This is a genomic window from Arthrobacter sp. TJ-238 (assembly GCF_058269215.1).
Genome location: NZ_JBZCNH010000005.1, coordinates 362,594 through 386,627, shown reverse-complemented (window position 1 = coordinate 386,627; position 24,034 = coordinate 362,594). Strand labels below are relative to the sequence as shown.

At 69.1% G+C, this 24,034-nt stretch carries 23 protein-coding genes; 10 read left to right on the top strand and 13 right to left on the bottom strand.

Features of this window, described 5'->3' with window-relative positions; translation table 11 throughout:
• Positions 1 to 127: 127 nt before the first annotated feature.
• Positions 128 to 1,111, bottom strand: a complete 984-nt coding sequence (locus AC4D2O_RS13335) for an acetylxylan esterase (RefSeq protein WP_490907828.1) — start codon at positions 1,109 to 1,111, stop codon at positions 128 to 130.
• A gap of 162 nt (positions 1,112 to 1,273) precedes the next feature.
• On the opposite strand from AC4D2O_RS13335, the gene AC4D2O_RS13330 reads away from it, so the two are divergent.
• The 6 genes from AC4D2O_RS13330 (at position 1,274) to AC4D2O_RS13305 (ending at position 7,491) form a co-directional block, all read left to right on the top strand.
• Positions 1,274 to 2,566, top strand: coding sequence for an ABC transporter substrate-binding protein (locus AC4D2O_RS13330; RefSeq protein WP_490907827.1), 1,293 nt, complete (start codon positions 1,274 to 1,276; stop codon positions 2,564 to 2,566).
• Between the two features lie 20 nt (positions 2,567 to 2,586).
• Positions 2,587 to 3,570 carry a carbohydrate ABC transporter permease gene (locus tag AC4D2O_RS13325; protein WP_490907826.1) on the top strand — a complete coding sequence of 328 codons (984 nt, stop codon included), beginning with the start codon at positions 2,587 to 2,589 and terminating at the stop codon, positions 3,568 to 3,570.
• A 5-nt stretch (positions 3,571 to 3,575) separates the two neighbouring features.
• Positions 3,576 to 4,484: a carbohydrate ABC transporter permease gene (locus tag AC4D2O_RS13320; RefSeq protein WP_490907851.1), complete on the top strand. Its 909-nt coding sequence runs from the start codon at positions 3,576 to 3,578 to the stop codon at positions 4,482 to 4,484.
• Positions 4,481 to 5,116 (top strand): hypothetical protein, encoded by a 636-nt coding sequence (locus AC4D2O_RS13315; protein WP_490907825.1) that lies wholly within the window; start codon positions 4,481 to 4,483, stop codon positions 5,114 to 5,116. Before AC4D2O_RS13320 ends, AC4D2O_RS13315 begins: the two co-directional genes overlap by 4 nt.
• A 39-nt stretch (positions 5,117 to 5,155) precedes the next feature.
• Entirely contained in the window at positions 5,156 to 7,132 is a 1,977-nt protein-coding gene (locus AC4D2O_RS13310; protein ID WP_490907824.1) for a beta-galactosidase, read from the top strand.
• Between the two features lie 116 nt (positions 7,133 to 7,248).
• A complete protein-coding gene (locus AC4D2O_RS13305; protein ID WP_490907823.1) occupies positions 7,249 to 7,491 on the top strand; it encodes a hypothetical protein in 243 nt (80 codons plus the stop codon).
• Positions 7,492 to 7,573: 82 nt separating this feature from the next.
• Here AC4D2O_RS13305 and AC4D2O_RS13300 read toward each other — a convergent pair whose 3' ends face one another.
• Entirely contained in the window at positions 7,574 to 8,713 is a 1,140-nt protein-coding gene (locus AC4D2O_RS13300; protein WP_490907822.1) for a glutamate--cysteine ligase, read from the bottom strand.
• Between the two features lie 142 nt (positions 8,714 to 8,855).
• Here AC4D2O_RS13300 and AC4D2O_RS13295 point away from each other — a divergent pair, with 142 nt between their 5' ends.
• Positions 8,856 to 9,674 (top strand): shikimate 5-dehydrogenase, encoded by an 819-nt coding sequence (locus AC4D2O_RS13295; protein WP_490907821.1) that lies wholly within the window; start codon positions 8,856 to 8,858, stop codon positions 9,672 to 9,674.
• Positions 9,675 to 9,769: 95 nt separating this feature from the next.
• On the opposite strand, the gene AC4D2O_RS13290 is transcribed toward AC4D2O_RS13295, so the two are convergent.
• From AC4D2O_RS13290 to AC4D2O_RS13265, 6 genes are all read right to left on the bottom strand, one after another.
• Positions 9,770 to 11,668, bottom strand: a complete 1,899-nt coding sequence (locus tag AC4D2O_RS13290) for an alpha-amylase family protein (protein ID WP_490907820.1) — start codon at positions 11,666 to 11,668, stop codon at positions 9,770 to 9,772.
• 106 nt (positions 11,669 to 11,774) lie between these two features.
• Positions 11,775 to 13,109 carry an ABC transporter substrate-binding protein gene (locus AC4D2O_RS13285; RefSeq protein ID WP_490907819.1) on the bottom strand — a complete coding sequence of 445 codons (1,335 nt, stop codon included), beginning with the start codon at positions 13,107 to 13,109 and terminating at the stop codon, positions 11,775 to 11,777.
• Between the two features lie 90 nt (positions 13,110 to 13,199).
• Positions 13,200 to 14,033: a carbohydrate ABC transporter permease gene (locus tag AC4D2O_RS13280; protein WP_490907850.1), complete on the bottom strand. Its 834-nt coding sequence runs from the start codon at positions 14,031 to 14,033 to the stop codon at positions 13,200 to 13,202.
• Between the two features lie 95 nt (positions 14,034 to 14,128).
• Positions 14,129 to 15,058 (bottom strand): carbohydrate ABC transporter permease, encoded by a 930-nt coding sequence (locus AC4D2O_RS13275; RefSeq protein ID WP_490907818.1) that lies wholly within the window; start codon positions 15,056 to 15,058, stop codon positions 14,129 to 14,131.
• The gene (locus AC4D2O_RS13270) at positions 15,045 to 17,111 is read right to left on the bottom strand and encodes a beta-galactosidase (protein WP_490907817.1); all 2,067 of its coding nucleotides are present in this window, start codon (positions 17,109 to 17,111) and stop codon (positions 15,045 to 15,047) included. The genes AC4D2O_RS13275 and AC4D2O_RS13270 overlap by 14 nt, the downstream gene beginning before the upstream one ends.
• A gap of 224 nt (positions 17,112 to 17,335) precedes the next feature.
• Complete coding sequence (locus AC4D2O_RS13265) at positions 17,336 to 18,034, bottom strand: helix-turn-helix transcriptional regulator (RefSeq protein ID WP_490907816.1); 699 nt, start codon at positions 18,032 to 18,034, stop codon at positions 17,336 to 17,338.
• A gap of 73 nt (positions 18,035 to 18,107) precedes the next feature.
• Here AC4D2O_RS13265 and AC4D2O_RS13260 point away from each other — a divergent pair, with 73 nt between their 5' ends.
• The gene (locus tag AC4D2O_RS13260) at positions 18,108 to 18,848 is read left to right on the top strand and encodes an alpha/beta fold hydrolase (protein ID WP_490907815.1); all 741 of its coding nucleotides are present in this window, start codon (positions 18,108 to 18,110) and stop codon (positions 18,846 to 18,848) included.
• Positions 18,849 to 18,987: 139 nt separating this feature from the next.
• Here AC4D2O_RS13260 and AC4D2O_RS13255 read toward each other — a convergent pair whose 3' ends face one another.
• Both AC4D2O_RS13255 and AC4D2O_RS13250 read right to left on the bottom strand, forming a co-directional pair.
• The gene (locus AC4D2O_RS13255) at positions 18,988 to 19,632 is read right to left on the bottom strand and encodes a maleylpyruvate isomerase family mycothiol-dependent enzyme (protein WP_490907814.1); all 645 of its coding nucleotides are present in this window, start codon (positions 19,630 to 19,632) and stop codon (positions 18,988 to 18,990) included.
• Between the two features lie 47 nt (positions 19,633 to 19,679).
• A complete protein-coding gene (locus AC4D2O_RS13250) occupies positions 19,680 to 20,126 on the bottom strand; it encodes a VOC family protein (RefSeq protein ID WP_490907813.1) in 447 nt (148 codons plus the stop codon).
• A 171-nt stretch (positions 20,127 to 20,297) separates the two neighbouring features.
• On the opposite strand from AC4D2O_RS13250, the gene AC4D2O_RS13245 reads away from it, so the two are divergent.
• Positions 20,298 to 21,752: an APC family permease gene (locus AC4D2O_RS13245; RefSeq protein ID WP_490907812.1), complete on the top strand. Its 1,455-nt coding sequence runs from the start codon at positions 20,298 to 20,300 to the stop codon at positions 21,750 to 21,752.
• Positions 21,753 to 21,784: 32 nt separating this feature from the next.
• Entirely contained in the window at positions 21,785 to 22,621 is an 837-nt protein-coding gene (locus AC4D2O_RS13240) for a PhzF family phenazine biosynthesis protein (protein WP_490907811.1), read from the top strand.
• Between the two features lie 54 nt (positions 22,622 to 22,675).
• Here AC4D2O_RS13240 and AC4D2O_RS13235 read toward each other — a convergent pair whose 3' ends face one another.
• Genes AC4D2O_RS13235 through AC4D2O_RS13225 form a run of 3 tightly spaced genes read right to left on the bottom strand, consistent with a single transcriptional unit; the run spans position 22,676 to position 24,029 of the window.
• On the bottom strand, positions 22,676 to 23,104 hold the full coding sequence (locus AC4D2O_RS13235) for a GNAT family N-acetyltransferase (protein WP_490907810.1): 429 nt from the start codon (positions 23,102 to 23,104) through the stop codon (positions 22,676 to 22,678).
• 20 nt (positions 23,105 to 23,124) lie between these two features.
• Positions 23,125 to 23,619, bottom strand: coding sequence for a Cys-tRNA(Pro) deacylase (ybaK, locus tag AC4D2O_RS13230; RefSeq protein WP_490907809.1), 495 nt, complete (start codon positions 23,617 to 23,619; stop codon positions 23,125 to 23,127).
• Between the two features lie 35 nt (positions 23,620 to 23,654).
• The gene (locus tag AC4D2O_RS13225) at positions 23,655 to 24,029 is read right to left on the bottom strand and encodes a hypothetical protein (RefSeq protein WP_490907808.1); all 375 of its coding nucleotides are present in this window, start codon (positions 24,027 to 24,029) and stop codon (positions 23,655 to 23,657) included.
• Between the last annotated feature and the right edge of the window lie 5 nt (positions 24,030 to 24,034).

Sequence of the window (24,034 nt, the reverse complement as noted above, 5' to 3'; positions counted from 1 at the left end):
CCCTGCGCGAACTGATGCGCTGGTTCCAGGACCGCGCTTCTCAGCCGGGGTGAGCCGGCACTCTCCTTCCGTCGGATCGCGGAGGAGTAGCGCGATCCGCCCGTCGTCGTGCCCCGACGTGCTCGGTTCAGGTGCCGGTGATCTCCCGGACGAAGGCCAGGTGCTCGACGTCCTGGAACGCCCCGCCCTGCTCATGCCCGTTGTACGGGTACACCTTCATGCGCTTCGGCCCGGCGTAGTGGTTGTGCGCCGCGAACACGCAGGACGGCGGGCAGACGTCGTCGAGCAGCCCCACCGAGAACATCGCGGGCATGGTGCTGCGGGTCGCGAAATTGAGCCCGTCGAAGTAGCTGAGGGTCCGGAAGACGCCATCGACGTCGTTCCGGCGAGTACCGAGGTACTTCACGATCTCCGAGTACGGGGCGGTGCCGACGATCTCCGTCGCATGGCGCATATGGGCCAGGAAGGGCACATCGACGATGGCGCCGATGGGCGGGCTCGGGTTGACCCGCTGCGTGAGCGCCGCAGCGGCGAGGGTGATGCCGCCACCCTGGCTTCCGCCCGAGATCACCACGCGGGCGGGATCGACGGCGGGATGCGACTGCGCGGCCTCGACGGCGTGCACGGCATCGACGAAGAGCCGCCGGTAGTAATAGGTCTCGGGATCCCCGATGCCGAGGGTCATGAAACCACCGAGGTGCGGTCCCGCGAGTGGCCCGTCGGCGGTGTCGCCGGGCCGGTGCCCCGAGCCCTGCCCGCGGAGGTCCATGACGAAATGGGCGAAGCCGGCACTGGGCAGCGCCGTCCATTCGCCGAGCAGTCCGCGCCCGCCTCCGTAGCCGATGAAGGTGACGACCGTCGGAAGGGGGCCGCTGAGATGCCTCGGCCTCAGCAGCCAGGCCCTGATCGGCTGGCCGTCGTAGCCGGCGAAGGTGACGTCCTCGGTGACGAGCTGGTTGTAGCCCGCATCCACCTCCTCGAAGGAAGGAGCGCTGAGGTACGAGCGCTGTTCCGCGAGCGTCCTGTCCCAGAAGGCGTCATAGTCGGCAGGCTCCTCGCGCTCCGGCAGATAGGTCCGCAGCTCGGACAGGGGAAGGTCGAAGTGGGGCATGTGCTGCATCCTTTCAGGGCGCGGATGGGCGAAGATAGAGCGCGGACAACCTCATGGAGCCGGGCTGTTGACCATTGATACGATTCAATCTACGCTGTGGGATAACGCTTTCCCAAGGGCGTCCCACGATGGCTGACGAAGAAGTTTTCCAGGAGGACAACGATGTTCCGAACACTCTCACGGCGCACGCTCGCAGGCGTAGCAGCCCTGGCCGCCACCGGGCTGGTCCTGACCGGGTGCGGGGGAGGCGGGAGTGAACCCGCAGCCCTCGACACCGAGGAGCAGATCACGCTCAACTACACGTTCTGGGGCAACGACGACCGTGCCGCCCGCTACGACAAGGCCATCACGGCGTTCGAGGAGGAGTTCCCGAACATCACGATCAACGACACCTTCACCGACTACCCCTCCTACTGGGAGAAGCGCCAGACCGAGGCCGCGGGTGGCGGGTTGCCGGACGTCATGCAGTTCGACTACACCTACCTCCGCCAGTACGGCGACAACGGTCTGCTCCTGAACCTCGAGGACTACTTCGGCAACGGCATCACCACCGACGCGATCGACGAGACACTCCTGTCCACGGGCAAGCTCGAGGACGGCACCTTCGCCATCCCCACCGGCTACAGCGCGTGGTCGGTGTTCCAGAACCCGGGCCTGCTGGCCGAGGCCGGCGTCGAGCCCTACGAGGGCGGCACGAGCTGGGAGGACTACAACACCTACATGGCCTCGGTCACCGATGCCACGGGCGGAACGGTGTACGGAGGAACCGACACCACGCAGCGCATCCAGGACCTCGAGCTGAAGCTGCGCCAGCAGGGCCGTGAACTGTTCACCGAGGAAGGTGAGCTGAACTTCACGCAGGAGGAGCTCGCCGACCACTGGAAGGAAGGCCAGGCGAACCGGGACAAGGTGACGGTCCCGCAGAGCAAGCTCGAGGAGATCAACCCGGTGTCCGGCTTCGGTGGCAACCTCACCACCAGCGAGATGAGCTGGAGCAACTTCCTCGGCGGCTACCTCGGTGACTCGGGTGCCGAGGAGATCACCATCGTGGCACCTCCCACGAGCAACCCCGACGAGAAGGACCTGTACCGCAAGGTCGGCCTCATGCAGGCCGCGTCCTCCTCCACCGAGCATCCCGAGGCAGCCGCGGCCTTCGTGGACTTCCTCATCAACAGCCCCGAGGTCGGCGAGATCTTCGGTGCGACGCTCGGCATCCCCGCCTCGGAGACACAGCTCGAGGGAGCGAACCTCGAAGGCCCCGACAAGGCCGTGAAGGACTACCTCGACTCGATCGAGGACCGCATCGGTGACGCTCCGGCAGCACCCGTCAACGGCTTCGGTGCCGTCGAGGCGACCTTCTGGGACCTCGGCAAGTCGATCGGCCTGGGCGCCGTCACGCCGGAGGACGCCGCGAAGCAGTTCTTCGACGAAGCCGCCGTCACGCTCGGCAGCTAGTCAGACAAAGGAGTCAGCCCGTGACCACGGATTCGGCGCACGCGCCGGCAACACCCCGCACCGCCGCATCCGGTGCCCGTCCGGCGGACCATCGCCGGACGGGCACGCCCCGGCCCCGCCGCAGGAACCGGGACACCGTCGCCGGCTACGTGTTCCTCTCGCCCTGGCTGCTCGGGTTCGTCGGGCTCACCCTCGGTCCCATGCTGGCCTCGCTGTACCTGGCCTTCACGGACTACAACCTCTTCACCGCCCCGGAGTGGACCGGCCTCGAGAACCTGACCCGGATGGCCGGTGACGAGCGCTTCTGGGATTCGGTGAGGATCACGCTGATCTACGTGCTCGTCGGGACGCCGATCAAGCTCGCGGCGGCGCTCGCCGTGGCCATGCTGCTGAACTACAAGGCCCGGGGCACCGGGTTCTTCAGGTCGGCCTTCTACGCGCCGAGCCTCATCGGCGCGAGCGTGAGCATCGCCCTCGTGTGGCGTGCCATGTTCTCCACCGAGGGACCGGTGGACAGCACGCTGAACCTGTTCGGCATCAACATGGGCGGCTGGATCGGTAACCCGTCCCTGATCATGCCGATGATGATCCTGCTGGCCGTCTGGCAGTTCGGCGCCCCCATGGTCATCTTCCTCGCCGGACTGAAGGGCGTTCCCGCGGAACTGTACGAGGCGGCGTCGGTCGACGGGGCGAAGTCCTGGCGCAAGTTCATCAGCGTCACGGTGCCGATGCTCTCGCCGGTGATCTTCTTCAACCTGCTGCTGGAGATGATCAACGCCTTCCAGATCTTCGCCTCGGCCTACATCATCGGCTCCGGGACCGGCGGACCCGGGGGAGCCACGAACTTCTACACGGTGTACCTCTACACCAGGGCCTTCGCGAACAACCAGATGGGCTACGCCTCGGCCATGGCCTGGGTCCTCCTGCTCGCCGTCGGGGTCCTGGCCCTCATCCTCTTCCGCACCTCCAAGAGCTGGGTCCACTACGCAGGAGACTCCAAGTGACCACGATCGAATCGAATCCTGCCGTCCCGGTGCCGGTGGGCCCGGACCGCAGGCAGTCCAGCCCGCGCCGACGGCCCATGCGCCGGCACCTCCCGACCGCCCTCTGGATCGTGGGGATCCTGGCACTGACGGCGGTCGTCCTCTACCCGCTCCTGTGGATGTTCTCGGCGTCGTTCAAGCCCAACGCGGAGTTCGGCAGCAACCAGGGTCTCCTCCCGGAGAACCCCACCTTCGACAACTTCGTGAAGGTCATGCAGGGCATCGCCGGCATCCCCACGTGGAAGTTCTTCCTGAACTCGCTGATCCTGGCCGTCGGCGCCGTGATCGGTACCGTGATCTCCTCGTCGATGGCCGCCTATGCGTTCTCGCGCATCACCTTCCGGGGCAGCAAGATCCTGTTCGCCGCCATGATCGGAACACTGCTCCTGCCGTTCCACGTGCTGATCATCCCGCAGTACATCATCTTCCGGAACCTCGGCCTGATCGACACCTTCTGGCCGCTGCTCGCCGGCAAGTTCCTGGCCACCGAGGCGTTCTTCGTCTTCCTGATGGTGCAGTTCATCCGCAACCTGCCCCGCGAGCTCGACGAGGCCGCGCGCATCGACGGCTGCGGCCACGGGCGGATCTTCCTGTCCATCACGCTGCCGCTCATCAAGCCCGCCCTGATCACATCGTCGATCTTCGCGTTCATCTGGAGCTGGAACGACTTCCTCGGCCCACTCCTGTACCTGAACTCCCCGGACAAGTACCCTCTGCCGCTGGCACTGAACATCTTCAACGACCAGACGAGCACGTCGGACTACGGCGCCACGATCGCCATCTCCGTCCTCGCCCTGCTGCCGGTGATGCTGTTCTTCATCATCTTCCAGCGGTTCCTCGTGGACGGCGTCGCCACCCAGGGCCTCAAGGGATGAGCCGCCAGCGCGACGCCGTCCGAGGGCGCGATGCCGCCGTACGTGATGGAAGCGGCGTGCGCTGGCCCGGGGCAACCGCGAAATTCGCCCTGTTCGGCGAAGTCCTGTGGGTCGGAGCGCTGTGCTGCGTCGCGGGCCTCGCGCTCATCACGGTCCCCGCAGCCTTCGCCGCGGGGTCGGCGCACCTCCACCGCTTCCTGAAGGCCGAGGATTCGACACGCCGGTTGTTCGCCGCGGACTTCGCGGCAGCACTCCGGACCGGATGGCTCGTGGGACTGGGCGTCGCCGTGGCCGTGGGGTTGCTGCTGCTGGACATCGTCGTCGCCGGCTCGCGGGTGCTGCCCGGCTGGCAGGTGGTCCTCGCCGCCGGCATCGTCCTGCTGGTCGTCCTGCTGGCGGGCCTCGCCGGCACCACGGTGCGCTGGTGGTCGTCGGGCTCGTGGCGTACCGCGGCGCTCGTGTGGCTCCGGGACGTCCGTGACGACCCGGCGGGCCTGCTGTGGCTCGTGGCGGCGGTCGTCCTCACCGGGGTGGTCGCCTGGCAGCTGCCGCCGCTCGTGATCCCGGGCGTCGGGTGCCTCGTCTTCGCCGCGCTTGCGACCTCGGTCCGCGAGCGCCGTCCGCGTTCCTGACGTCATGTCCTGCACGACCCGACTACCCCTGGAGTTCCCTTGCACTACGGCGGCGACTACAACCCGGAACAGTGGCCCGAGGAGATCTGGCCGGAGGACGTAGCACGCATGCGGGAGGCCGGGGTCACGATGGTGAGCCTCGGGATCTTCTCCTGGGCGCGCATCCAGCCCTCCGAACACGAGTTCGACTTCGAGTGGCTGGACCGGATCATCGGTCTCCTGCACGACGGCGGGATCGCGGTGGACCTGGCGACAGCGACGGCGTCACCGCCACCGTGGGCCACTGTCGCCTACCCGGAGATGCTGGCCGCGGACGAGCACGGCTCCGCCTACTGGCACGGGAGCCGCCAGCACTACGCGCCGTCGTCGCCCGACTACCGCAGGCTGGCCGCGGAACTCGTCACCAGGATCGCCGGACGTTACGCCCGGCACCCCGCCGTCGTCCTCTGGCATGTGAACAACGAATACGGCTGCCACCTCAACGTGGACTACTCGGACGCCGCCCGGGACGCCTTCCGGCTCTGGCTGGAGCGGCGTTACGGCAGCGTGGATGCGCTGAACGAGGCGTGGGGGACCATGTTCTGGTCGCAGCGCTACGGCACGTTCGCCGAGGTCTTCCCGCCCCGGCATGCGCCGTACAGCCATAACCCCGGGCAGCTGCTCGACTACCGCAGGTTCACCTCGGACATGCTCCTGGAGTGCTACCGCATGGAGCGGGACATCATCCGGGCAGCGGGGGCAACCCAGCCCGTGACCACGAACTTCATGGGTGCCTTCAAACCGGCGAACTACGCGCAGTGGGCGGCGGAGCTCGACGTCATCTGCGACGACCTCTACCCGGACCCCAACGATCCGGAGGGCTTCCGCGAGGGTGCGTTCCACGGCGACCTCATGCGCTCGCTCAAGCCCGGAACGCCGTGGCTGCTGATGGAGCAGGCGTCCAGTGCGGTCAACTGGCGGCACTCCAACGCGCCGAAGGCGCCGGGGCAGCTCGCCGCGCAGAGCATGCAGGCCGTGGCACGTGGCGCGGACGGCATCCTCTTCTTCCAGTGGCGGCAGTCGCGGGCGGGGTCGGAGAAGTTCCACTCGGGGATGCTGCCGCACGCCGGGACGCAGACCCGTACCTGGCGTGAGGTGGTGGCGCTCGGCGGCGAACTCGGACGACTCCCGGACCTCCCGGCCGATGACGGCTCCGCCAGGGTGGCGATCCTGCTCGACTGGGAGAACTGGTGGGCCATCGAGAACCCGGACCACCCCACGTCGCTGGACTACCTCTCCCTCGTGCAGGGCTGGTACGACGCCGCACACCGCCTCCACACCCAGGTGGACATCCTCCCGCCGACGGCCGACCTCGCACGGTACGACGTCGTCGTAGCGCCGCATCTCTACCTCCTGACGGAACGGGCGGCCGAGAACCTCACCGCGTTCGTCGCGCAGGGAGGTCATCTGCTCGTCACGGCCTTCAGCGACGTGGTCGACGAGAACGACCGCTTCCGTCCGGGCGGCTTCGGAACGCAGCTGCGGGACCTGCTGGGGGTCGTCATCGAGGACTTCGGCGCGCTGGTGGCACCCGGTTCGCCCGGTCCCGGCCAGCAGGAGGCCAGGGTGAGCGGTGGCGGGTTCGGCTTCGCGGGGTCCCTCCTCGCCGAAGAGGCCCACTCAGTCGACGCAGACGTGCTCGCGGTGTTCGACGGCGGACGCCGGGATGGCTCGCCGGCGCTGACCGTCCGCAGCGAGGGGTCGGGGAAGGCCTACTACCTCGCCACCGTGCCCGACGACGACGGCGCGCGGCAGGTGCTCGCGCACCTCTTCACAGCGGCGAGTGTGGCCCCGGTGCTCCCGGGACTCCCGCCGATGGTCGAGGCGATCCGCCGGGGCCGCCTGATCACGGTCATCAACCACGGCCAGGACACGATCACGGTCGAGGTGCAGGGCCGGGAGGCGCTCGGTGGTGGTCCCCTCCACGACGTGACGCTGGAGCCCTACGCCTATGCCCTGGTGCTGACCGACGGCTGATCCCGTCACGGGCACCTGCCGCCCGCCCGGTACACCGCACCCGCGGCAGGTGCAAGACGGCTCCGCAGGTACTCGCGTACTGCGGGGGAGCGATGGGCGGGCCTACGCTCGGGTGCATGGACCAGCCAACCGAAGAACACCACCTGAAGGATCTCGGCAGCACAGAGGGGATCGACCCGACCGACGTGGGCCAAGTCCAGGACGGCCCGCTGACCGCCGCGGACGAGGTGGACCTCATCTCCAACCAGGTCGTGCCCGAAGCCGACCCGTCGCCCGAGACCCTCGCCGGCAACCTCGGCCTCGAGGGCTCCGCGGACAACCCGACGAGGGACGACCGCTTCACCGGCGGCTCACACTGAGCCCAGAACGCCTCGGCACGGGCCCCGCCCGGGTCGCAGGCACCGTCCACGGCGCGATGCGCCGTCCCCGACACCTGAGCGTCTAGGCGCGGAGCTGCTGCACCATGTCGAGCACGACGGCGCGAAGATCGCCGTCGTTCTCCTGTGCGACCCGCCTCTGGCGCTGGTACCCGGCGCCGCGCTCCAGGATCCCCTCCACGTCCGAGAGCTCGCTGCTGCAGCCGAGCTTCGCGGCGATCGGCTCGAGCCGGTTCAGGACCTCGACGAGGTGCTCCGTGACGAGCTGCTCGTTGCCGTCCGCGTCGAGGATGATGATCGCATCGAGGCCGTAGCGGGCCGCCCTCCACTTGTTCTCCTGGATGTGCCACGGCTGCATGGTGGGGATGCTGCCGCCCGCGTCGAGCGTGGACGAGAACTCGTGGACGAGGCACTGCGTCAGGGCCGCCACGGCACCGACGTCCTGCAGCGTGGAGAGCCCGTCGCACACGCGCATCTCCACCGTGCCGAGGTTGCCGACCGGGCGGATGTCCCAGCGGATCTCGTTCACGGCGTCGATCACCCCGGTGGTGAACATGTCCTGGACGTAGGACTCGTACGCGGTCCAGTCGTCGAAGTGGAACGGCAGGCCGGCCGTGGGCAGCTGCTGGAACATGAGGGCCCGCTGCGAGGCGTAGCCGGTGTCCTCACCACCCCAGAACGGTGACGACGCCGAGAGCGCCTGGAAGTGCGGGAAGTAGTTGGTCAGGCCGTCCACCACGGGCAGGGCCTTGTCCCGGTGGTCGAGTCCCACGTGCACGTGCACGCCGTAGATCACCATCTGCCGGCCCCACCACTGCGTGCGGTCGATCAGTTTCGCGTAGCGGTCCTTGTCCGTGACCTGCTGGGCGCGCGGCGCGCTGAAGGGGTGCGAACCGGCGCAGAACAGCTCCACGCCCATGGGATCCGTGACCTCGCGGACGGCCGCGAGGGAGCGGGACAGGTCCGCCTTCGCCTCCTCCACGGTGGTGCAGACGCCCGTGACGAGTTCCACGGTGTTGAGCAGGAGCTCCTGCTTGATGTGCGGGTGCTCGTCGTCGTCCTGCAGCTCGGGGTGGTTCGCACTGACGCCTCGCAGCACCTGGTCGGCGACGGAGACGAGTTCGCCGTTGTAGCGGTCCACGATCGCGAGTTCCCACTCGACGCCGAGCGTGGACTGGGCCGATTGCGCAAAGTCGATCTTCAAGGGCTGGCTCCTGGAGCGGTGCGGGATGGTGGTGCCTCGGCAACGCGCCGTCGCGGGAGAGACTCGTCCCAATGCTAGTACGTGGCACGCACACGCCGCATGGGGAGTCCCCTGTCGGCGGCTCTGCTGGGATGATGGTCCGGTGCCCATCCTGAACAAAGACATGACCCTCTGCATCTCCCTGGCCGCGCGGCCCAGCAACATCGGCACGCGCTTCCACAACTACCTGTACGACGAGCTGGGGCTCAACTACATCTACAAGGCGTTCACCACCACGGACCTGCCCTCGGCCATCGCAGGACTGCGCGGCCTCGGCATCAGGGGCTGCGCCGTCTCGATGCCGTTCAAGGAGGAGGTCATCGCGCTCGTGGACCATCTGGACCCCTCCGCGCAGGCCATCGACTCCGTCAACACCATCGTGAACGACGACGGCGTCCTTACCGCGTACAACACCGACTACCTCGCGGTGGAGCGGCTGCTGCGGGAGCACTCCGTCCCGACCACGCACTCGGTGCTGGTCCAGGGGTCCGGCGGGATGGCCAAGGCCGTCGTCGCCGCCCTGCGCGACTCGGGCTTCACGCGCGTGACTGTCGTGGCCCGCAACGAGCGCACGGGCCGGGCACTCGCCGACCTGTACGGCTTCGCCTGGCAGCAGGAGGTGGGGGAGTCGACGGCGGACCTGATCCTCAACGTCACGCCGCTCGGCATGACCGGTGCCGACGCCGATGCGGTGGCCTTCCCGCAGGCCGCGATCGACGCCGCGCAGGTGGTGTTCGACGTCGTGGCCTCCCCGTCGGAGACGCCGCTGATCCTCGCGGCCCGGCGGGCCGGCACGCCCGTCATCACGGGCGCCGAGGTGGTCGCCCTGCAGGCGGAGGAACAGTTCGTGCTCTACACCGGGGTGCGGCCCACCCCCGAGCAGGTACGCGCGGCGGGAGAGTTCTCGCGGCAGCAGATCTGACGGCTGAGCGGGCGGTCACGACGGTCGGCCGGCACCGGCCCGCACCGGCCGGTCGGCCGGCGCCGGCCGGCGCCGGCCCGCACCGGCGTTCGAGGCTACAGCCGGTACCAGCGCACCCCGTGCGGTTCGATCGTGACGCCCGCACGCAGGAGGGCCCGCTCACCGCCGATGAGGTCGAGGGCGGTCTCGGGCAGCCCGGACAGCGTGAGGGCGGTGATGTCCTGCGGGGTATCGGCGAAATTCGCGAGCACGACGACGGTCGACTCATCGCCGTCGAGCAGGCCCGGGCGCTGGTAGCCGAGCACGTGCGGGTTGTTGGTACCGAAGGGCACCAGGCGCCCGCCGGCGAACTCCGGGGTCTGCTTGCGGACCTGGATCAAACGCGTGAGACCCGCGAAGACCGCTCCGGCGTCCGTCGTCGGGTCCTGCCTGGCCGCATAGCGCCCGGCCGGGTAGGCGGGGCGGCCCACCCACCGGCTGTCGCCGGCCTTCGCGGGGTCGTCCAGGTAGCCGTAGTCGTTGAGCTGCCCCACCTCGTCACCGAGGTACAGCAGCGGGATGCCGCCCGTGCTGAGGACGATCGCGTGCGCGAGGAGGATCCGCGCCACCCCGCCCTCGTCGGCCGCCTCCAGACCGGCGAGTGACGCCGTCGTGCCGGAGATCCTGCAGTCGCCGGTGCGCGGGTTGTCCTGGAAGGGGACGCCGCGCGCGAAGCTGCCGGGGAAGCGATCGACGAAGAACGCATTGAGGAACCGGCGGTGCTCGTACCCGTCGATGCCGAACTCGGCGGCGTCCTCGTCGGAGAACGTCCAGCCGATGTCGTCGTGGCTCCGCACGTAGTTGACCCACGCCGTACCCTGGGGGATGTCGTGACGCCGTTCGAGGGCCTGCGCGAGCAGCGAGACGTCCCGCGTCGCGAGCGAGTTCCAGATGAGCGCCATCTGCAACGGGTTGTAGCTCAGCTGGCACTCGCCGCGGTCGATGTACTGCACCACCTCGTCCGGGTGCACGATCGCCTCGGACTTGAAGAGCAGCGAGGGCGCCGCGAGCCGGCACACCGCATTGAACGCCTGCAGCAGGAGATGGGCCTCGGGCAGGCTCTCGCACGAGGTGCCCAGCTGCTTCCAGATGAAGGCGACGGCGTCCATGCGGACGATGTCCACGCCCTGGTTCGCGAGGTACAGCATCTCCCCGGCCATCGCCCGGAACACGCGGGGGTTCCGGTAGTTGAGGTCCCACTGGAACGAGTGGAACGTGGCCCAGATCCACCGTCCGTCGTCGAGCTGCACGAACGAGCCGGGGTGGTCGTCGGGGAAGATCTCCCGGACGGTCCGCTCGTAGGCGTCGGGCATCCCGCGGTCGGGGTAGATCCAGTAGAAGTCCTGGTAGTCGGGATCGCCCGCAACGGCCCTGCGGGCCCACGCGTGCTCGTTCGACGTGTGGTTGAAGATGAAGTCGACCACCAGGGCTATGCCGCTCCCGCGCAGCTCGCGGGCCAGGTCGGCGAGCTCGTCCATGGTGCCGAGCGACGGGTCCACCTCCCGGTAGCTGGAGACCGCGTAGCCGCCGTCCGAGTTGTCCTCGGGTGCCAGGAACAGCGGCATCAGGTGCAGGTAGGTCAGCCCGAGCTCGCGGAAGTAGGGGATGCGCTCGCGGAGACCCGCGAGGTCGCCGGCGTACAGGTCGGTGTAGCAGACACCCCCCAGCATCCTGTGGGAGGAGAACCAGTCGGGAGCCATGGCCCGGGATGCGTCGATGGCCTTGAGGTCCGCAGGGCGGTCCTGCCACGAGGCCGCCGCGTCGAGGACCACCTGCACCAGTTCGCCGTCGGAGCCGGGCCCGTAGATGCGGTGGAAGAGCGACTGCAGGCGGGGGAACTCGCTGTCGAAGCGGGCTTCGAAGGATTCCCAGTCGGTGTCGGTGGTGCTCTCCCGGCGCGCGGACCGGAGCTCCGCCCGGATGCGGTCTGCCGGCCGAGTAGGCGAGGAACTCATTCCGCAAGCCTATTGCAGCCGGTCGCGGCCGCCCGGAGGCACGAAGCGCCGCGCCCCTTCCGGGACGCGGCGCTTCGGTTCGGCTGTGGCGGGATCCGCCGGGGTATTACTCGGCGACCGGGATGGACTGCGACTTCAGGGAGTCGATCGTCTTCTGCTGACCGTTCTGGAGGGCATCCATGAGGGTGCCGGAGCCGCCGATGGCAGCACCGAATCCGTCCGAGACGTCCGTGTAGGTCTGCGTCATCGTGGGCCCCCAGGTGAAGTTCGGGTCCACGTTCGCGGACGCGTCGGCGAAGACCTCGTAGATCTTCTGGCCGCCGTAGTAGTCGACGCCGCCGGCGAAGGCCTCGAGCTCGGTCGCGGACTTCGCGGCCGGGTAGATGCCGCCGAGCTCGTTGGCGAGCGCGAGTGCTTCCGGGTCGGTGTTGAGCCAGAGCGCGAACTTCGCGGCCTCGGCCGGGTGGTCGGAACCCTTAAGCACGGCGGTGGACGAACCGCCCCAGTTGCCGGCGGTCTCGCCGCCGTCCTCCCACTGCGGCATGGGGGCCACGGCCCACTTGCCGGCGGTGTCGGGGGCTCCGTCCGAGAGGGTGGTCGCGCCCCACACGGCGGAGACCCAGGTCCACTGCTGGCCCTCGTTGAAGGATGCGTTCCACTCGTCCGAGAAGGACGGCAGGGTGGAGACGAGGTCCTTGGACAGGAGGTCCTGCCAGTAGGTGGCGACCTCCTCGGACTCAGGGCTCGTCAGGTTGACGTCCCAGTTCTCGCCGTCGTTCGCGAACCACTGGCCGCCGTTCTGCCACACCATGCCGGCGAACCAGTTGACGTCCTGCTTCGGGAAGTTGGTGATGTAGGAGCCCTGGGCCTTGATCTGCTCGGCCGCCGCGGCGTATTCCTCCCACGTGGTGGGGAGCTCGATACCGGCCGCCTCGAAGAGGTCGGCGCGGTAGTACATGGCCATGGGTCCGCTGTCCTGCGGGACGGCGTAGACGGAGCCCTCCTCGCCGAAGGTCACCTGGCCCCAGGTCCAGTCCACGAACTGGTCCTGCGCGTCGGCGACACCCTCGCAGGCGGCGATGTTCTCGAGGCCGTCCTGCACGCGGAAGTTCGGCAGCGCGTCGTACTCGACCTGACCGAGGTCGGGTGCGTTGCCCGCCTGGATCTGGTTGAAGAAGTTCTGGTAGGTGCCGGAGTTGCCGTTGGGCCCGGTCTGCACCTGGACCTGGATGTCGGGGTTCTCGGCGTTCCACAGCTCGACGACCTTGTCCATGCCGGGGACCCAGGTGGTGAAGTTCAGGGTGACGGGGCCCTCGGAAGCCTCGCAGGGGGCCGCTTCGGCCCCGGCTTCCGTGCTGTCTCCGCCGGCTGAACAGCCGGAGAGAGCCAGCGCAGAGATCATGGCAAAGGCCGCGGTGACTTTTCCGTAATGCGCGCGCATTGTCTTTCCTATCGGTGGTAGTGCGGTGCGGGGGCGGACGCCGGCGCACCAGGAGTGCTGGTCGGGGTGTGCTGGTCAGGGAACGGGGGGCTACTTGACGCTGCCTGCGCCGAGGCCGCTGCTCCAGAAGCGCTGGAGTGCGAGGAAGGCGATGATCAGCGGAAGGATCGACACGAGGGCACCGACGATCACGAGTGAACGCAGCTCGGGGATCTGGCTGATCTGGCTGTTCCAGGCGTAGAGACCCAGCGTCACGGGGAAGAGCGCCTGGTCGCGGAGCATGATCAGGGGCAGGAAGAAGTTGTTCCAGATCGCGACGAACTGGAACAGGAAGATCGTCACGAGGGCCGGCGCCATGAGCCGCGTGGACACCGTGAAGAACGTACGGATTTCGCCGGAGCCGTCCAGGCGGGCGGCTTCGAGCAGCTCGCCGGGAACACTGGCCGCCGCATAGATGCGGGCCAGGTACACCCCGAACGGGCTGACGAGGCTCGGCAGGAACACGGCCCACATGGTGTTGGTCAGGTCCACGCGGCTGAAGATCAGGAACAGCGGGAGCGCCAGCGCCGTCGCGGGCACCAGGACGCCGCTGAGCACGATGTTGAAGATCGCCTCCCGCCCCCTGAACTCGTACTTGGCGAGGGCGTACCCGCACATCGCCGCGATGACCGTGCCGATCAGGGCGCCGACCCCCGCGTACAGGGCGGAGTTCAGCAGCCAGCGACCGAACAGGCCGTCGCCGTAGCTGAACAGACGTCCGAGGTTCGTGAGGAACGTGCCTGCCGAGTCCGCCGTGAACCACAGCGGAGCGGTGGACGTGATCTCGCCGCCCGTCTTCGTGGACGTGGTGAGCAGCCACCAGATGGGGGTCAGGAAGTACAGGGTGAAGACACCCATGATGAGCATCGCCGCGCTGCGGGACATGATGCTCTGGCGGGGGCCGCGGACACGGTTGCCGGCGCTGTGCGCCGTCGAACTCCCGTCGCGCCGGCGCCTGGGAGCGGTGGCTGGGGCGGCCGTCACTGGGTTACCTTCCGCTGGGTGGACTTCAGGAAGACGAAGGAGAGGATGAACGTGGCGAGCGCCAGGACCACCGAGAACGCTGCGGCGAGGTTGTAGTTCGGCACCGACGCCGTCGTGTAGACCGCGAGGTTCGGCGTGAACGTGCTGTTGATCGCCGAGCTGAAGCTGCGCAGGGTCTGCGGTTCGGCCAGGAGCTGAAGGGTGCCGATGATGGAGAACACCGCCGTCAGGATGATGGCCGGGACCACCAGGGGGATCTTGATGCGCCAGGCGATCTGGAGGTTGCTGGCGCCGTCGAGCCGTGCCGCCTCGTAGATCTCCGTGGGGATCGCGAGCAGCGACGAGTAGATGATGAGCATGTTGTAGCCGACGTACACCCAGGTCACGATGTTGGCGATCGCCCAGAGCACGAGGTTGCTGCCCAGCAGGTCGACGTTCGAGGTGACGGCACCGAACGGTGAGAGCGACGGCGAGTACAGGAAGCCCCACATGATCGCCGCGATCACACCGGGGACGGCGTAGGGGGCGAAGAACGCGAGCCGGAAGAACTTCTTGCCCTTCAGCAGCGGCGAGTCCAGCAGCAGCGCGAACAGGAGGGCGAGGCCCAGCATGATCGGCACCTGCACCACGCCGAAGAGCAGTACGCGCCCCACGGACTCCCAGAACGCCGTGTTCTGGAAGACCTGCTCGTACTGGACGAGGCCACCGAAGACCTGGCGGGGCCTGCCGAACGTGCCCTCACGCTCCACGGTGAGCAGCGACTGCATCACGGCGTAGATGATCGGGACGGCGTAGAACGCGAGGAAGAGGATCCCGAACGGGGCGATGAACAGTGCCACGGCGCGACGCTGCGCTCCCGACGACCTGTTCCTCCTCGTGACCGGGGCCCCCTGGGGGACCTCGGCCGGGGTGCTAAGAACTGACATTGCCTGCATCCTTTCGGCCCTGGTCCGAGCCGTCGGTGTCGGGGGTTCCTGGGATGGTGCGGACGACGCGGACCGCGCCCGCGGGAACGGTGACGACGTCGGCGAGGGCCTCGTCGGTCAGCAGTTCCAGGCCGCCGACCCGGTGCTTGCGGTCCTCGGCGGAGTGGTTGATCAGGAAGACGTACTCGTGCCCGTTGCCGCGGCGTGTGACGACCTCGAGGCCGGACTGCGCCTCGGGGATCTGCACGCCTGCGGTGACGGCCGCCCGCAGCAGCAGGTCCGTGAGGACCTCGCCGTCGAGGACCGTCCCGGCGTACCACGCCTCGCCCGCTCCCACGCGGTTGCGGGTCACGGCGGGCATCCCGGTGTGATGGCCGGTCGCGTAGTTGAGGACGGGCTCCGCCGTGGTGAGGTGCACCGCCTCGGACCAGAGCGAGGCGGGGGAGCCGTTGTCGAGCGCCAGCGGGTGCGCGGGGTCGAGGGGGAAGAACTCCTCCGAGCGGATGCCCAGGAGGTCCCGGAAGGCTCCGGGGTAGCCGCCGGGCCGTACCCTCTCGTTCTCGTCGACGATCCCGCTGAAGAACGTGATGAATGCGGAGCCGCCGTTGGTCACGAAGTCGCTGATCACGGCGGCGTGCTCGTCGCGGACCAGGTAGAGGTTCGGCACCACCGCGAGCTTGTAGGCGGAGAGATCCGCGCCCGGCGCCACGATGTCGACCGTGACGCCGGCATCCCACAGTGCCTTGTAGGCGGCGTGGACCTGCTCGATGTAGCGGACGTCTCCGGACGGGTGCGATTCCTGGTCGTGCGCCCACCACGCCTCCCAGCTGAAGACGAGCGCGACGTCGGCCTGCACCGTGGTGCCCGCGACTTCGCGGAGCCTGCCCAGCGCGGAGCCGAGGGCGACGACGTCGCGCCAGATCTGCGAGTCGGTGCCGGCATGGGGCAGCATCGCCGAGTGGAACTTCTCGCTGCCCTGCAGCGAGGCCCGCCACTGGAAGAAGCACAGGCCGTCGGCACCCCGTGCGAGGTGGGTGAGCGAGTTGCGGAGCATCTCGCCGGGGCCCTTGGCGATGTTGCGCGGCTGCCAGTTCACCGCGCCCGTGGAGTGCTCCATCAGCAGCCAGGGCCGGCCCTGGGCGAGCCCGCGGGTGGTGTCGGCGGCGAAGGCCAGTTCGGCGTGCGGTGTGTCGAGTCGGTGGTCGAGGTAGTGGTCGTTCGCGATGACGTCCATCTCCGGCGCCCAGGCCCAGTAGTCCTGGTTCCTGATGTGGGCCGCGACCATGAAGTTGGTGGTCACCGGGACGTCGCTGTTGCGGCGGAGGACCGCCTCCTCGGCGGAGTAGTGCGCCAGCAGTTCGTCGGAGCTGAAGCGGTGGAAATCGAGCGTCTGCGTCGGATTGGTGGCCGAGAGCGTGAGCCGCGGGGGCAGCACCTGGTCCCAGGCGGAGTAGCGCTGGCTCCAGAAGGCTGTGCCCCAGGCCGTATTGAGGGCGTCGAGCGTCCCGTAGCGGGCGCGGAGCCAGCCGCGGAAGGCCTCGGCGGAGACGTCGCAGTAGCACAGGGAGTTGTGGCAGCCGAGCTCGTTGGACACGTGCCACAGGCGCAGGGCCGGGTGGCTGCCGTAGCGGGCGGACACCTGCTCCACGAGGGCGATCGCGTGCTCGCGGTACACGGGGGAGCTGGGGCAGAACGCCTGGCGGCCGCCCGGCCAGCGGGTCGTGCCGTCGGCGGAGCGGGGGAGCATCTCGGGGTGCGCGGTGGTGAGCCAGGCGGGGGTCGACGAGGTGCCGGTGCCGAGGTTGACGCCGATGCCGTGCTCGCCCAGCAGGTCCATCACGGCGTCGAGGTCCTCGAACCGGAACACCCCCTGTTCGGGCTCGAGCTCGGCCCACCCGAAGATGTTGACGGCCACGAGGTTGACGCCGGCCTCCCTCATGAGGCGGATGTCCTCCCGCCAGACGGACGCATCCCACTGCTCGGGGTTGTAGTCACACCCGTAGACGAGCTGCCCGTTGCCGGATAGTCCTGCGACGGTGGTCGTTCTTGCCAAGCCTGCTCCTCATGGTGCGGTACCGATTCTCGGAAGATGCCGGAGAACGGCCGCGGCCTTGCCTCTGTGAACGCTCCCAGAAGCGGGCGGCTGAGCTCTCCATCGAGATTGTGTGAACGCTCCCAGAGTAACGGGGGCCACAAAGGGTGTCAACGCCGAACGCGGGTGGCGGTCACGGCCGCCACCCCGGCGTCGAGGGCCGCAGGGGAGGCCGATCGGGTGATTCACTCGCTTCGCCCGTGCACCGGTCTGGCGTTCGGTGGGGGTTCTCCGACCTCGTGGATGGTATGGCTGCCGCACGCCGTCCTGGTCACGCTGGCCCGTTCGATGCGCGACACGGTGAACCATCGCATGGCATTGCGCAGTCGACACCACCCGACGAGGTGCCACCGGCCGCTCGTGGAGGCGAACAGCACCGGCTCGACGTCCCGGGTGGTCGTGGTCCCGTCCCCCGACGTGTACCGGATGCGAATCACCCGCTGGTCGGCCATCGCCTCCTCCAGTGCGGACCTGATGGCGCGCGGCGAGGAGGGCGGCGCGTCGACCCAGACGCGGTCGGCCAGCTCGTCGGCTCGTACCCGGGTCCCGGGATCGAGGACGTCCAGGATCTTCTGCACCCCGGCCTGTGCCAGATCGGCGTAGGGGGCATCCGGTGCAGCGGACACGGCCGCCAGGAGCGCCACGGCCTGCGCCGGGGACAGGCTGACGGGCGGCAGGGACGCACCTGCGGCCAATCCGTAACCACCACCCGGACCCGGGCGCGACCATACGGGCGCGCCGCTGTTCCCGAGCGCGGTGAGGTCCCTCTTGACCGTGCGCACCGACACGCCGAACTCCCTGGCCAGCCGTTCGGCGGAGCACCCTCGGGACCCGCTGCGGTGCAGCATCTCGGACAGCGCATGGAGGCGTTCTGCCCGCTTCACCGTCCAGCCCGTCTCGAATTCATGACATAGATAGTGACACACAGCTGCCCGTGGCACGCGCGAAGGTACTGGCATGACAACTACTACCGGCAGTCCGACCATCATCCTCATCGCCGGCCACTGGCTCGGCGCCTGGGCGTGGGACGAGGTCCTCGAAAACCTGGGGGCCGACCACTCCCGTGCAGTCGCGATGACACTTCCCGGTCTCGACGGGGACGATCCCGGGCGTACGGCGAGGACTCTCGACGATCAGGCCGCGGCGATCCTGGACGTCGTCACGCGACTCGGGGTCTCCGTGGATCAGCCCGTGACTCTCGTCGCCCACAGCGGGGCGAACGGCCCCGTCAGCCTCGTCCTCGACCGGCACCCTGAGCTCGTCCATCGGGTGGTGTGGGTCGACTCCGGCCCTGCGGCGACGGGAAGCGCTTTTGCCCCGGACTTCCCTGCGGAGGTGGAGGAGCTTCCGCTGCCGGCCCTCGACGTCCTTGCACAGCAGGCGAGTCTCGAAGGCCTGAGCGCCGAGGTGCTCGAGCGTTTCCGGGCCCGTGCCGTCCCCGAGCCCGGCCCCGTGCTCCGCCAGCCCGTCGAGCTCACGAACGATGCCCGCCGCAGGGTCCGGACCACCCTGGTGTGCTGCTCGATCCCGAGCGCGCAGGTGCTGGAGCTGGCCCGCGGAGGCCACGCCATGTTCGCCGAGGTCGCGGCCATCGAGCACCTCGACGTCATCGATATCCCGACCGGGCACTGGCCCATGTGGAGCCGTCCCCGCGACCTCGCCGAGGCCATCCGGTCAGCGGCTTCCCGCACCGACTGAACTGCACGTACACCCCGGCGTCAGCCGAATCCGGCCGGCCCCCGACCGCCACGGCGGTGCTCGTCGGCGTGGTCCTGCCCGTCACGCCGTCGCCTGCGCACAACACGTGGACGACGGCGGACAGGACTCGCCGGACTCCTCAGCCGGTGGGCAGGATCCGTCCCGCCAGCACCGGTACGCCCGGCCCGTCGAGGTCGACGAGGTACGCTGCCCGGCCGGCGAGGCACATCACGAGGGCGACCAGCGGCCCGCGCACCTCCGGGCCCTCACCCGCCTCGAAGGGGGCGTCGGTCGCGACGAGCCGGAGACCTGCGGCGGTGCGGCGGCTGGGGACGGTGAAGTCACGGGCCACGAAGAACGCGGCGACGGGCAGCAGCGCGTCGGTGCCCGGGCTGGTGGTGATGCCGAGGGGTCGCCGGATGTCCTGCGCATGCACCACGACCTCCCCGAGGTAGGCGGGGAGGTCGGACGACGGCGCGACGGACAGGCCGACGACGTCGCTGAAGCGGGCGAGGGTCCCGGCGGTCGACGCACCGAGGTGCTCCGCCAGCCGGCGCTGGTTGTGCACGTGGGGCCGGAACCCGGCGGACAGCATGCTCCTGATCCACCGCCACCGGCCCACCGACGCGGCGGCCGAGAGGTGCGCCGTCACGTGCTCGACGTCCCACTCGCCGCACAGGGTGGCGCTGCGCCACTGCTCAGGGGTGAGGGTCGCGAGATCCCGTGCGAGGGCCGCGCGTTCGGCGTGCACCACCTGCCACAGGGCATCGGTCGGAGTGGTCATGCGTGTCCTTCCCATGGAGCCCGGAGCGTGATCACGAGGGGTCCGGGTCAGACCGGCTGCTGGTCGCCGTACTTGGCCTGGACGGCCTCCCAATCACCGGTCTGGGCGATGGGGTCCATCCACATCACTTCCCAGGCGTGCCCGTCGGGGTCGGAGAAGGAGCGCGAGCGCATGAAGCCGAGGTCCTGGGACTTGCCCTCCGCCGCGCCGGCCGTGACGGCCCGGTCCACGAGGGAGTCGATGTCCTCCGGCGCGTCGACGCTGATCGCGTTGATGACGGCGGAGGTGGTGTGGGCGTCCGCCACCGGCTTGTCCGTGAACTGCGCCCAGTGCTGGTGGGTGAGGATCATGAGGAAGATGGTGTCGCTGATGGACACCGCGCCGGCGTCGTCGTTGGAGAAGTTGGGATCCAGCGTCCAGCCGAAGCTGGTGTAGAACTCCTTGGACCTCGCGAGGTCGCTGACGGGGAGGTTGATGAAGACGTTCGTGGCCATGGCCGTTCTCCTGTTCCTGAGCGGTATGTGATCCGGCCCTTGCGAGCCTTGTACCCGTTGGACGCAGGGTCGCCCCGTAAATCATCGGCGGCCGACGTATTCCTGTCCACCCCTTGCGAAGCCGGCTGAACAGGTCGACAGTAAGGTGGAAAACCCCAGGGGAGGCCGACCATGAGTACTTCTGCACAGCATGCGTCCGATGCATCGACCTCGACCGGAGAACCGGAGCTCAAACGGGTCCTCGGGCCGAAACTGCTCCTCCTGTTCATCGTCGGCGACATCCTGGGGGCCGGCGTATACGCCGTCACGGGGACCATGGCCGGGACGGTCGGCGGGCTGGTGTGGCTGCCGTTCCTGCTGGCCTTCATCGTCGCGACGATGACCGCGTTCTCCTACCTCGAACTCGTCACTCAATATCCTCAGGCTGCGGGGGCCGCCCTCTACGCCCACAAGGCCTTCGGCATCCACTTCGTCACCTTCCTGGTGGCGTTCGCTGTCGTCTGCTCGGGCATCACGAGCGCGGCCACATCGGCCAACGTGCTCGCCCAGAACTTCTTCGGGGGACTAGAGGTCAACGGTTGGCTGGACATGCCCGGCCAGGGCGTGATCACCGCCGTCGCGCTCGGGTTCATGCTGCTGCTGGCCGTCATCAATCTGCGCGGTGTCGGTGAGAGCGTGAAGTTCAACGTGGTGCTGACGCTCGTCGAGGTCGCGGCGCTGTGCATCGTGATCGGCGTCGGCTTCCTCGTGATGGCGCAGGGCAGCGGCAACATCGGCCAGGTCTTCGTGTTCACGGACTACCAGGACAAGGGCGTGTTCCTCGCCGTGACGGCCGCGACCTCGATCGCGTTCTTCGCCATGGTGGGCTTCGAGGACTCCGTGAACATGGTCGAGGAGACCCAGAACCCCGAGCGCATCTTCCCGCGCACCATGCTCACCGGCCTCGGGATCGCCGTCATCTTCTACATGCTGGTCGCGATCTCGGTGGTCACGGTGCTGAGCCCCACGGAACTGGAGGGTATCCGGGAGGCCGAGGGGGCAGCCCTGCTCGAAGTGGTGCACAAGGGATCACCGGACTTCCCGATCGACAGGGTCTTCCCGTTCCTCGCCGTCTTCGCCGTCGCGAACACCGCGCTGATCAACATGCTCATGGCGAGCCGCCTGATCTACGGCATGGCGCGGCAGGGCGTCCTGCCCCGTCCGCTCGGCAAGGTCCTCCCGGTCCGCTGCACCCCCTGGGCCGGCATCGCCTTCTCCACGATCCTCGCCCTCGGCCTGATCCTCTATGTGACCAGCGATCCGGACAGCAACATCGTGGCCAACCTCTCGGGGACCACGGCCTTCCTGCTCCTGTGCGTCTTCACCGTGGTGAATGTCGCCTGCGTGGTGCTGCGCCGCAAGCGGGACGTCAACCGGAAGGTGTTCTTCACATCCCCCGGTCCGCTGCCCATCGTGGCCGCCCTGCTGTGCGCGTTCCTGGCCGGGCCCTGGGTGGGGCGCGACGTCGTCCAGTACCAGATCGCCGGCGGCCTCATGGCGATCGGCGTGGTCCTGTGGCTCATCACGTGGCTCATCAACCGCAGGACCAACACCCGGGCAGGGGACCTGACGGCGATCGACGGCTGACCCGTCCCCGCGGGGGACGCTAGCATCGCGTCATGGAGATCCTCCGCTACGCGGCGTTCACGGACCGGCCGGACGGCGGCAACCCCGCCGGCGTGGTGCTCGACGCCGACGGCCTGACGGCCGCGCAGATGCAGGCCATCGCCGCCGACCTCGGCTACGCGGAGAGCGCCTTCGTGTCGGCCAGGAGCCCGGGCGGCGCGACGATCCGGTACTTCGCGCCCGAGGTGGAGATCCCGTTCTGCGGACACGCGACGATCGCCACCGGCGTCGCGCTCGCGGAGCGGGAGGGGCCGGTGACGCTGGTGCTGGCCACGCCGGTGGGCCCGCTCGAGCTCAGTACGCGCAGGGTGGCCGACCGTCTCGTCGCGTCCCTCGTGACCGTCGAGCCATGGGTCGATGCGATAGACCCCGCGGTCCGGGCACAGCTCCTGCAGCACCTCCGTCTCCCCGAGGAGGACCTCGACGAGGATCTGCCCGTGATGCTGTCCTTCGCCGGCAACATCCACCCGATCGTGCCCGTCCGCGACGCCGTGGCCCTCACGGGCCTCGACTACGACTATGACGGCCTCCGGGCACTCATGGCGACGCAGGGCTGGGGTGCGACGGTCGCCGTGGTGCACCGGCTGTCCCGGCGTGTCTTCGAGGCCCGCAACCCCTTCCCGCCCGGCGGTGTCCGCGAGGATCCCGCCACGGGATCCGCCGCGGCGTCGCTCGGGGCGTACCTCCGTGCGCGGGGCGAGCTCGTGCCGCCGGCCACGGTCACGGTGCACCAGGGCGCCCAGGTGGGCCGACCGTCCGTCATCACCGTGGACGTCCCGCCGTCCGGCGGTCTGACGGTCTCGGGCGGAGCCGTGCGGATCGACGGGTAGCAGCGGGGTAGCAGTGGGTCGGCGGCCGGTGCCGGTGTGCCCGAGGCGTCCGGCTCAGGGCCGGTAGCCGAAGGCGGCGAGCCCGAGGGCGCCGTGCGGGCGGAAGCCCAGGGAGCGGTAGAACGGGTGCGACTGCTCCGCATCGGGGGTGTCCTCGGCGTCGGTGCTCAGCGCCACGAACATGCAGTGGCTGTAGCGCTGCTGGAGTTCCCGCACGAGCGAGCGGCCCACGCCGCGGCGCTGGGCGTCCGGGCGCACCAGGATGTCCTGGATGTAGCAGATCGACTCGCCGTCCGAGACCGTGCGCGCCAGTCCGAGCAGCCCGCCGTCGTCGTCCCGGGCCGCGAGGACCAGGTGCGAGCCGGCGAGGCTGCGCCCGAGCCGGTCGGGTTCACGCGTGTACGCCGTCCATCCGACGGCTTCGTAGAGGGCGAGCGCCTCGGCGAGGGGGACGTCTGCGGTGGTGATTCTCACGGTGTGCACCCCGGCAGCCTAACGGCCCGTCACGCGCCCGCGATGGGAGCGGTGAGTGCATGCGTCGCGCGGACCAGGTCCTCCGGCGCCAGTTCGATGTCCAGGCCGCGCTGGCCGCCCGACACGAAGACCGTCGGGTGCTGCAGGGCGGACCGGTCGACGACCACGGGGGAGGGGTGGCGCTGCCCCAGCGGGGAGATCCCGCCGAGGACGTACCCGGTGCGCCGCTGCGCGACCGCGGGGTCCGCCATCGCCGCCTTCCGCCCGCCGAGGGCGGAGGCCAGCGCCTTCAGGTCCAGTGATCCGGTGACGGGCACCACGGCGGCCACGAGGGAGCCGTCGATGCTGGCCATCAGGGTCTTGAACACCTGCGCGGGGGGTACGCCGAGGGCGGTGGCGGCCTCCAGCCCGTACGAGGACGTACCCTGCTCGTGCTCGTAGGGGCGGGCGGTGAAGGCGATGCCGGCCGCCGAGAGGGCGAGGAGCGCGGGGGTGCTGCGGGAGCCCGCAGGCTTCCTGCCCACGGCACCTCCCTTCCGTTCCGCCGACCGGCCGGGTCCTACGAGACGGTCGCGACGTCCCGGATCAGGGCGAGTTCCCGGGGATCCGGCTGGCCCCAGGCCCCCGCGAAGTCGCAGGACAGGATGAAGTCTGCCATGACCGGTCCCGTCAGGACGAGGCCCTCGAGGTACTCGACGCCGTCGTTCTGCACCATCCCGACCCCGTCGCTGCGGAGGGCGTCGAGGAGCGGGCTACCGTCGTCGGCCTGGGGATCACCGGGCTCCTGAAGATCCTCGGAGGTGATGGAAGGGGGAGTGGTGTGCAGGGAGAGCCAGTGCAGGTACAGGCCCTCGACCTCGTCGGCGGATACGAGTGAGCCGTCGGCGGTGACGGTGATGCATTGCCGGATGAAATCTTCGATGTGCTGCGGCATGGTGG

What these genes read in the sequence shown, in the direction of transcription:
- AC4D2O_RS13275 (WP_490907818.1), bottom strand. Translation starts at nt 15,058, where the DNA reads ATGTCAGTTCTTAGCACCCCGGCCGAGGTCCCCCAGGGGGCCCCGGTC.
- AC4D2O_RS13255 (WP_490907814.1), bottom strand. Translation starts at nt 19,632, where the DNA reads ATGACCACTCCGACCGATGCCCTGTGGCAGGTGGTGCACGCCGAACGC.
- AC4D2O_RS13280 (WP_490907850.1), bottom strand. Translation starts at nt 14,033, where the DNA reads ATGTCCCGCAGCGCGGCGATGCTCATCATGGGTGTCTTCACCCTGTAC.
- AC4D2O_RS13240 (WP_490907811.1), top strand. Translation starts at nt 21,785, where the DNA reads ATGGAGATCCTCCGCTACGCGGCGTTCACGGACCGGCCGGACGGCGGC.
- AC4D2O_RS13225 (WP_490907808.1), bottom strand. Translation starts at nt 24,029, where the DNA reads ATGCCGCAGCACATCGAAGATTTCATCCGGCAATGCATCACCGTCACC.
- AC4D2O_RS13260 (WP_490907815.1), top strand. Translation starts at nt 18,108, where the DNA reads ATGACAACTACTACCGGCAGTCCGACCATCATCCTCATCGCCGGCCAC.
- AC4D2O_RS13330 (WP_490907827.1), top strand. Translation starts at nt 1,274, where the DNA reads ATGTTCCGAACACTCTCACGGCGCACGCTCGCAGGCGTAGCAGCCCTG.
- AC4D2O_RS13245 (WP_490907812.1), top strand. Translation starts at nt 20,298, where the DNA reads ATGAGTACTTCTGCACAGCATGCGTCCGATGCATCGACCTCGACCGGA.
- AC4D2O_RS13290 (WP_490907820.1), bottom strand. Translation starts at nt 11,668, where the DNA reads ATGAGTTCCTCGCCTACTCGGCCGGCAGACCGCATCCGGGCGGAGCTC.
- AC4D2O_RS13315 (WP_490907825.1), top strand. Translation starts at nt 4,481, where the DNA reads ATGAGCCGCCAGCGCGACGCCGTCCGAGGGCGCGATGCCGCCGTACGT.
- AC4D2O_RS13305 (WP_490907823.1), top strand. Translation starts at nt 7,249, where the DNA reads ATGGACCAGCCAACCGAAGAACACCACCTGAAGGATCTCGGCAGCACA.
- AC4D2O_RS13335 (WP_490907828.1), bottom strand. Translation starts at nt 1,111, where the DNA reads ATGCCCCACTTCGACCTTCCCCTGTCCGAGCTGCGGACCTATCTGCCG.
- AC4D2O_RS13250 (WP_490907813.1), bottom strand. Translation starts at nt 20,126, where the DNA reads ATGGCCACGAACGTCTTCATCAACCTCCCCGTCAGCGACCTCGCGAGG.
- AC4D2O_RS13285 (WP_490907819.1), bottom strand. Translation starts at nt 13,109, where the DNA reads ATGCGCGCGCATTACGGAAAAGTCACCGCGGCCTTTGCCATGATCTCT.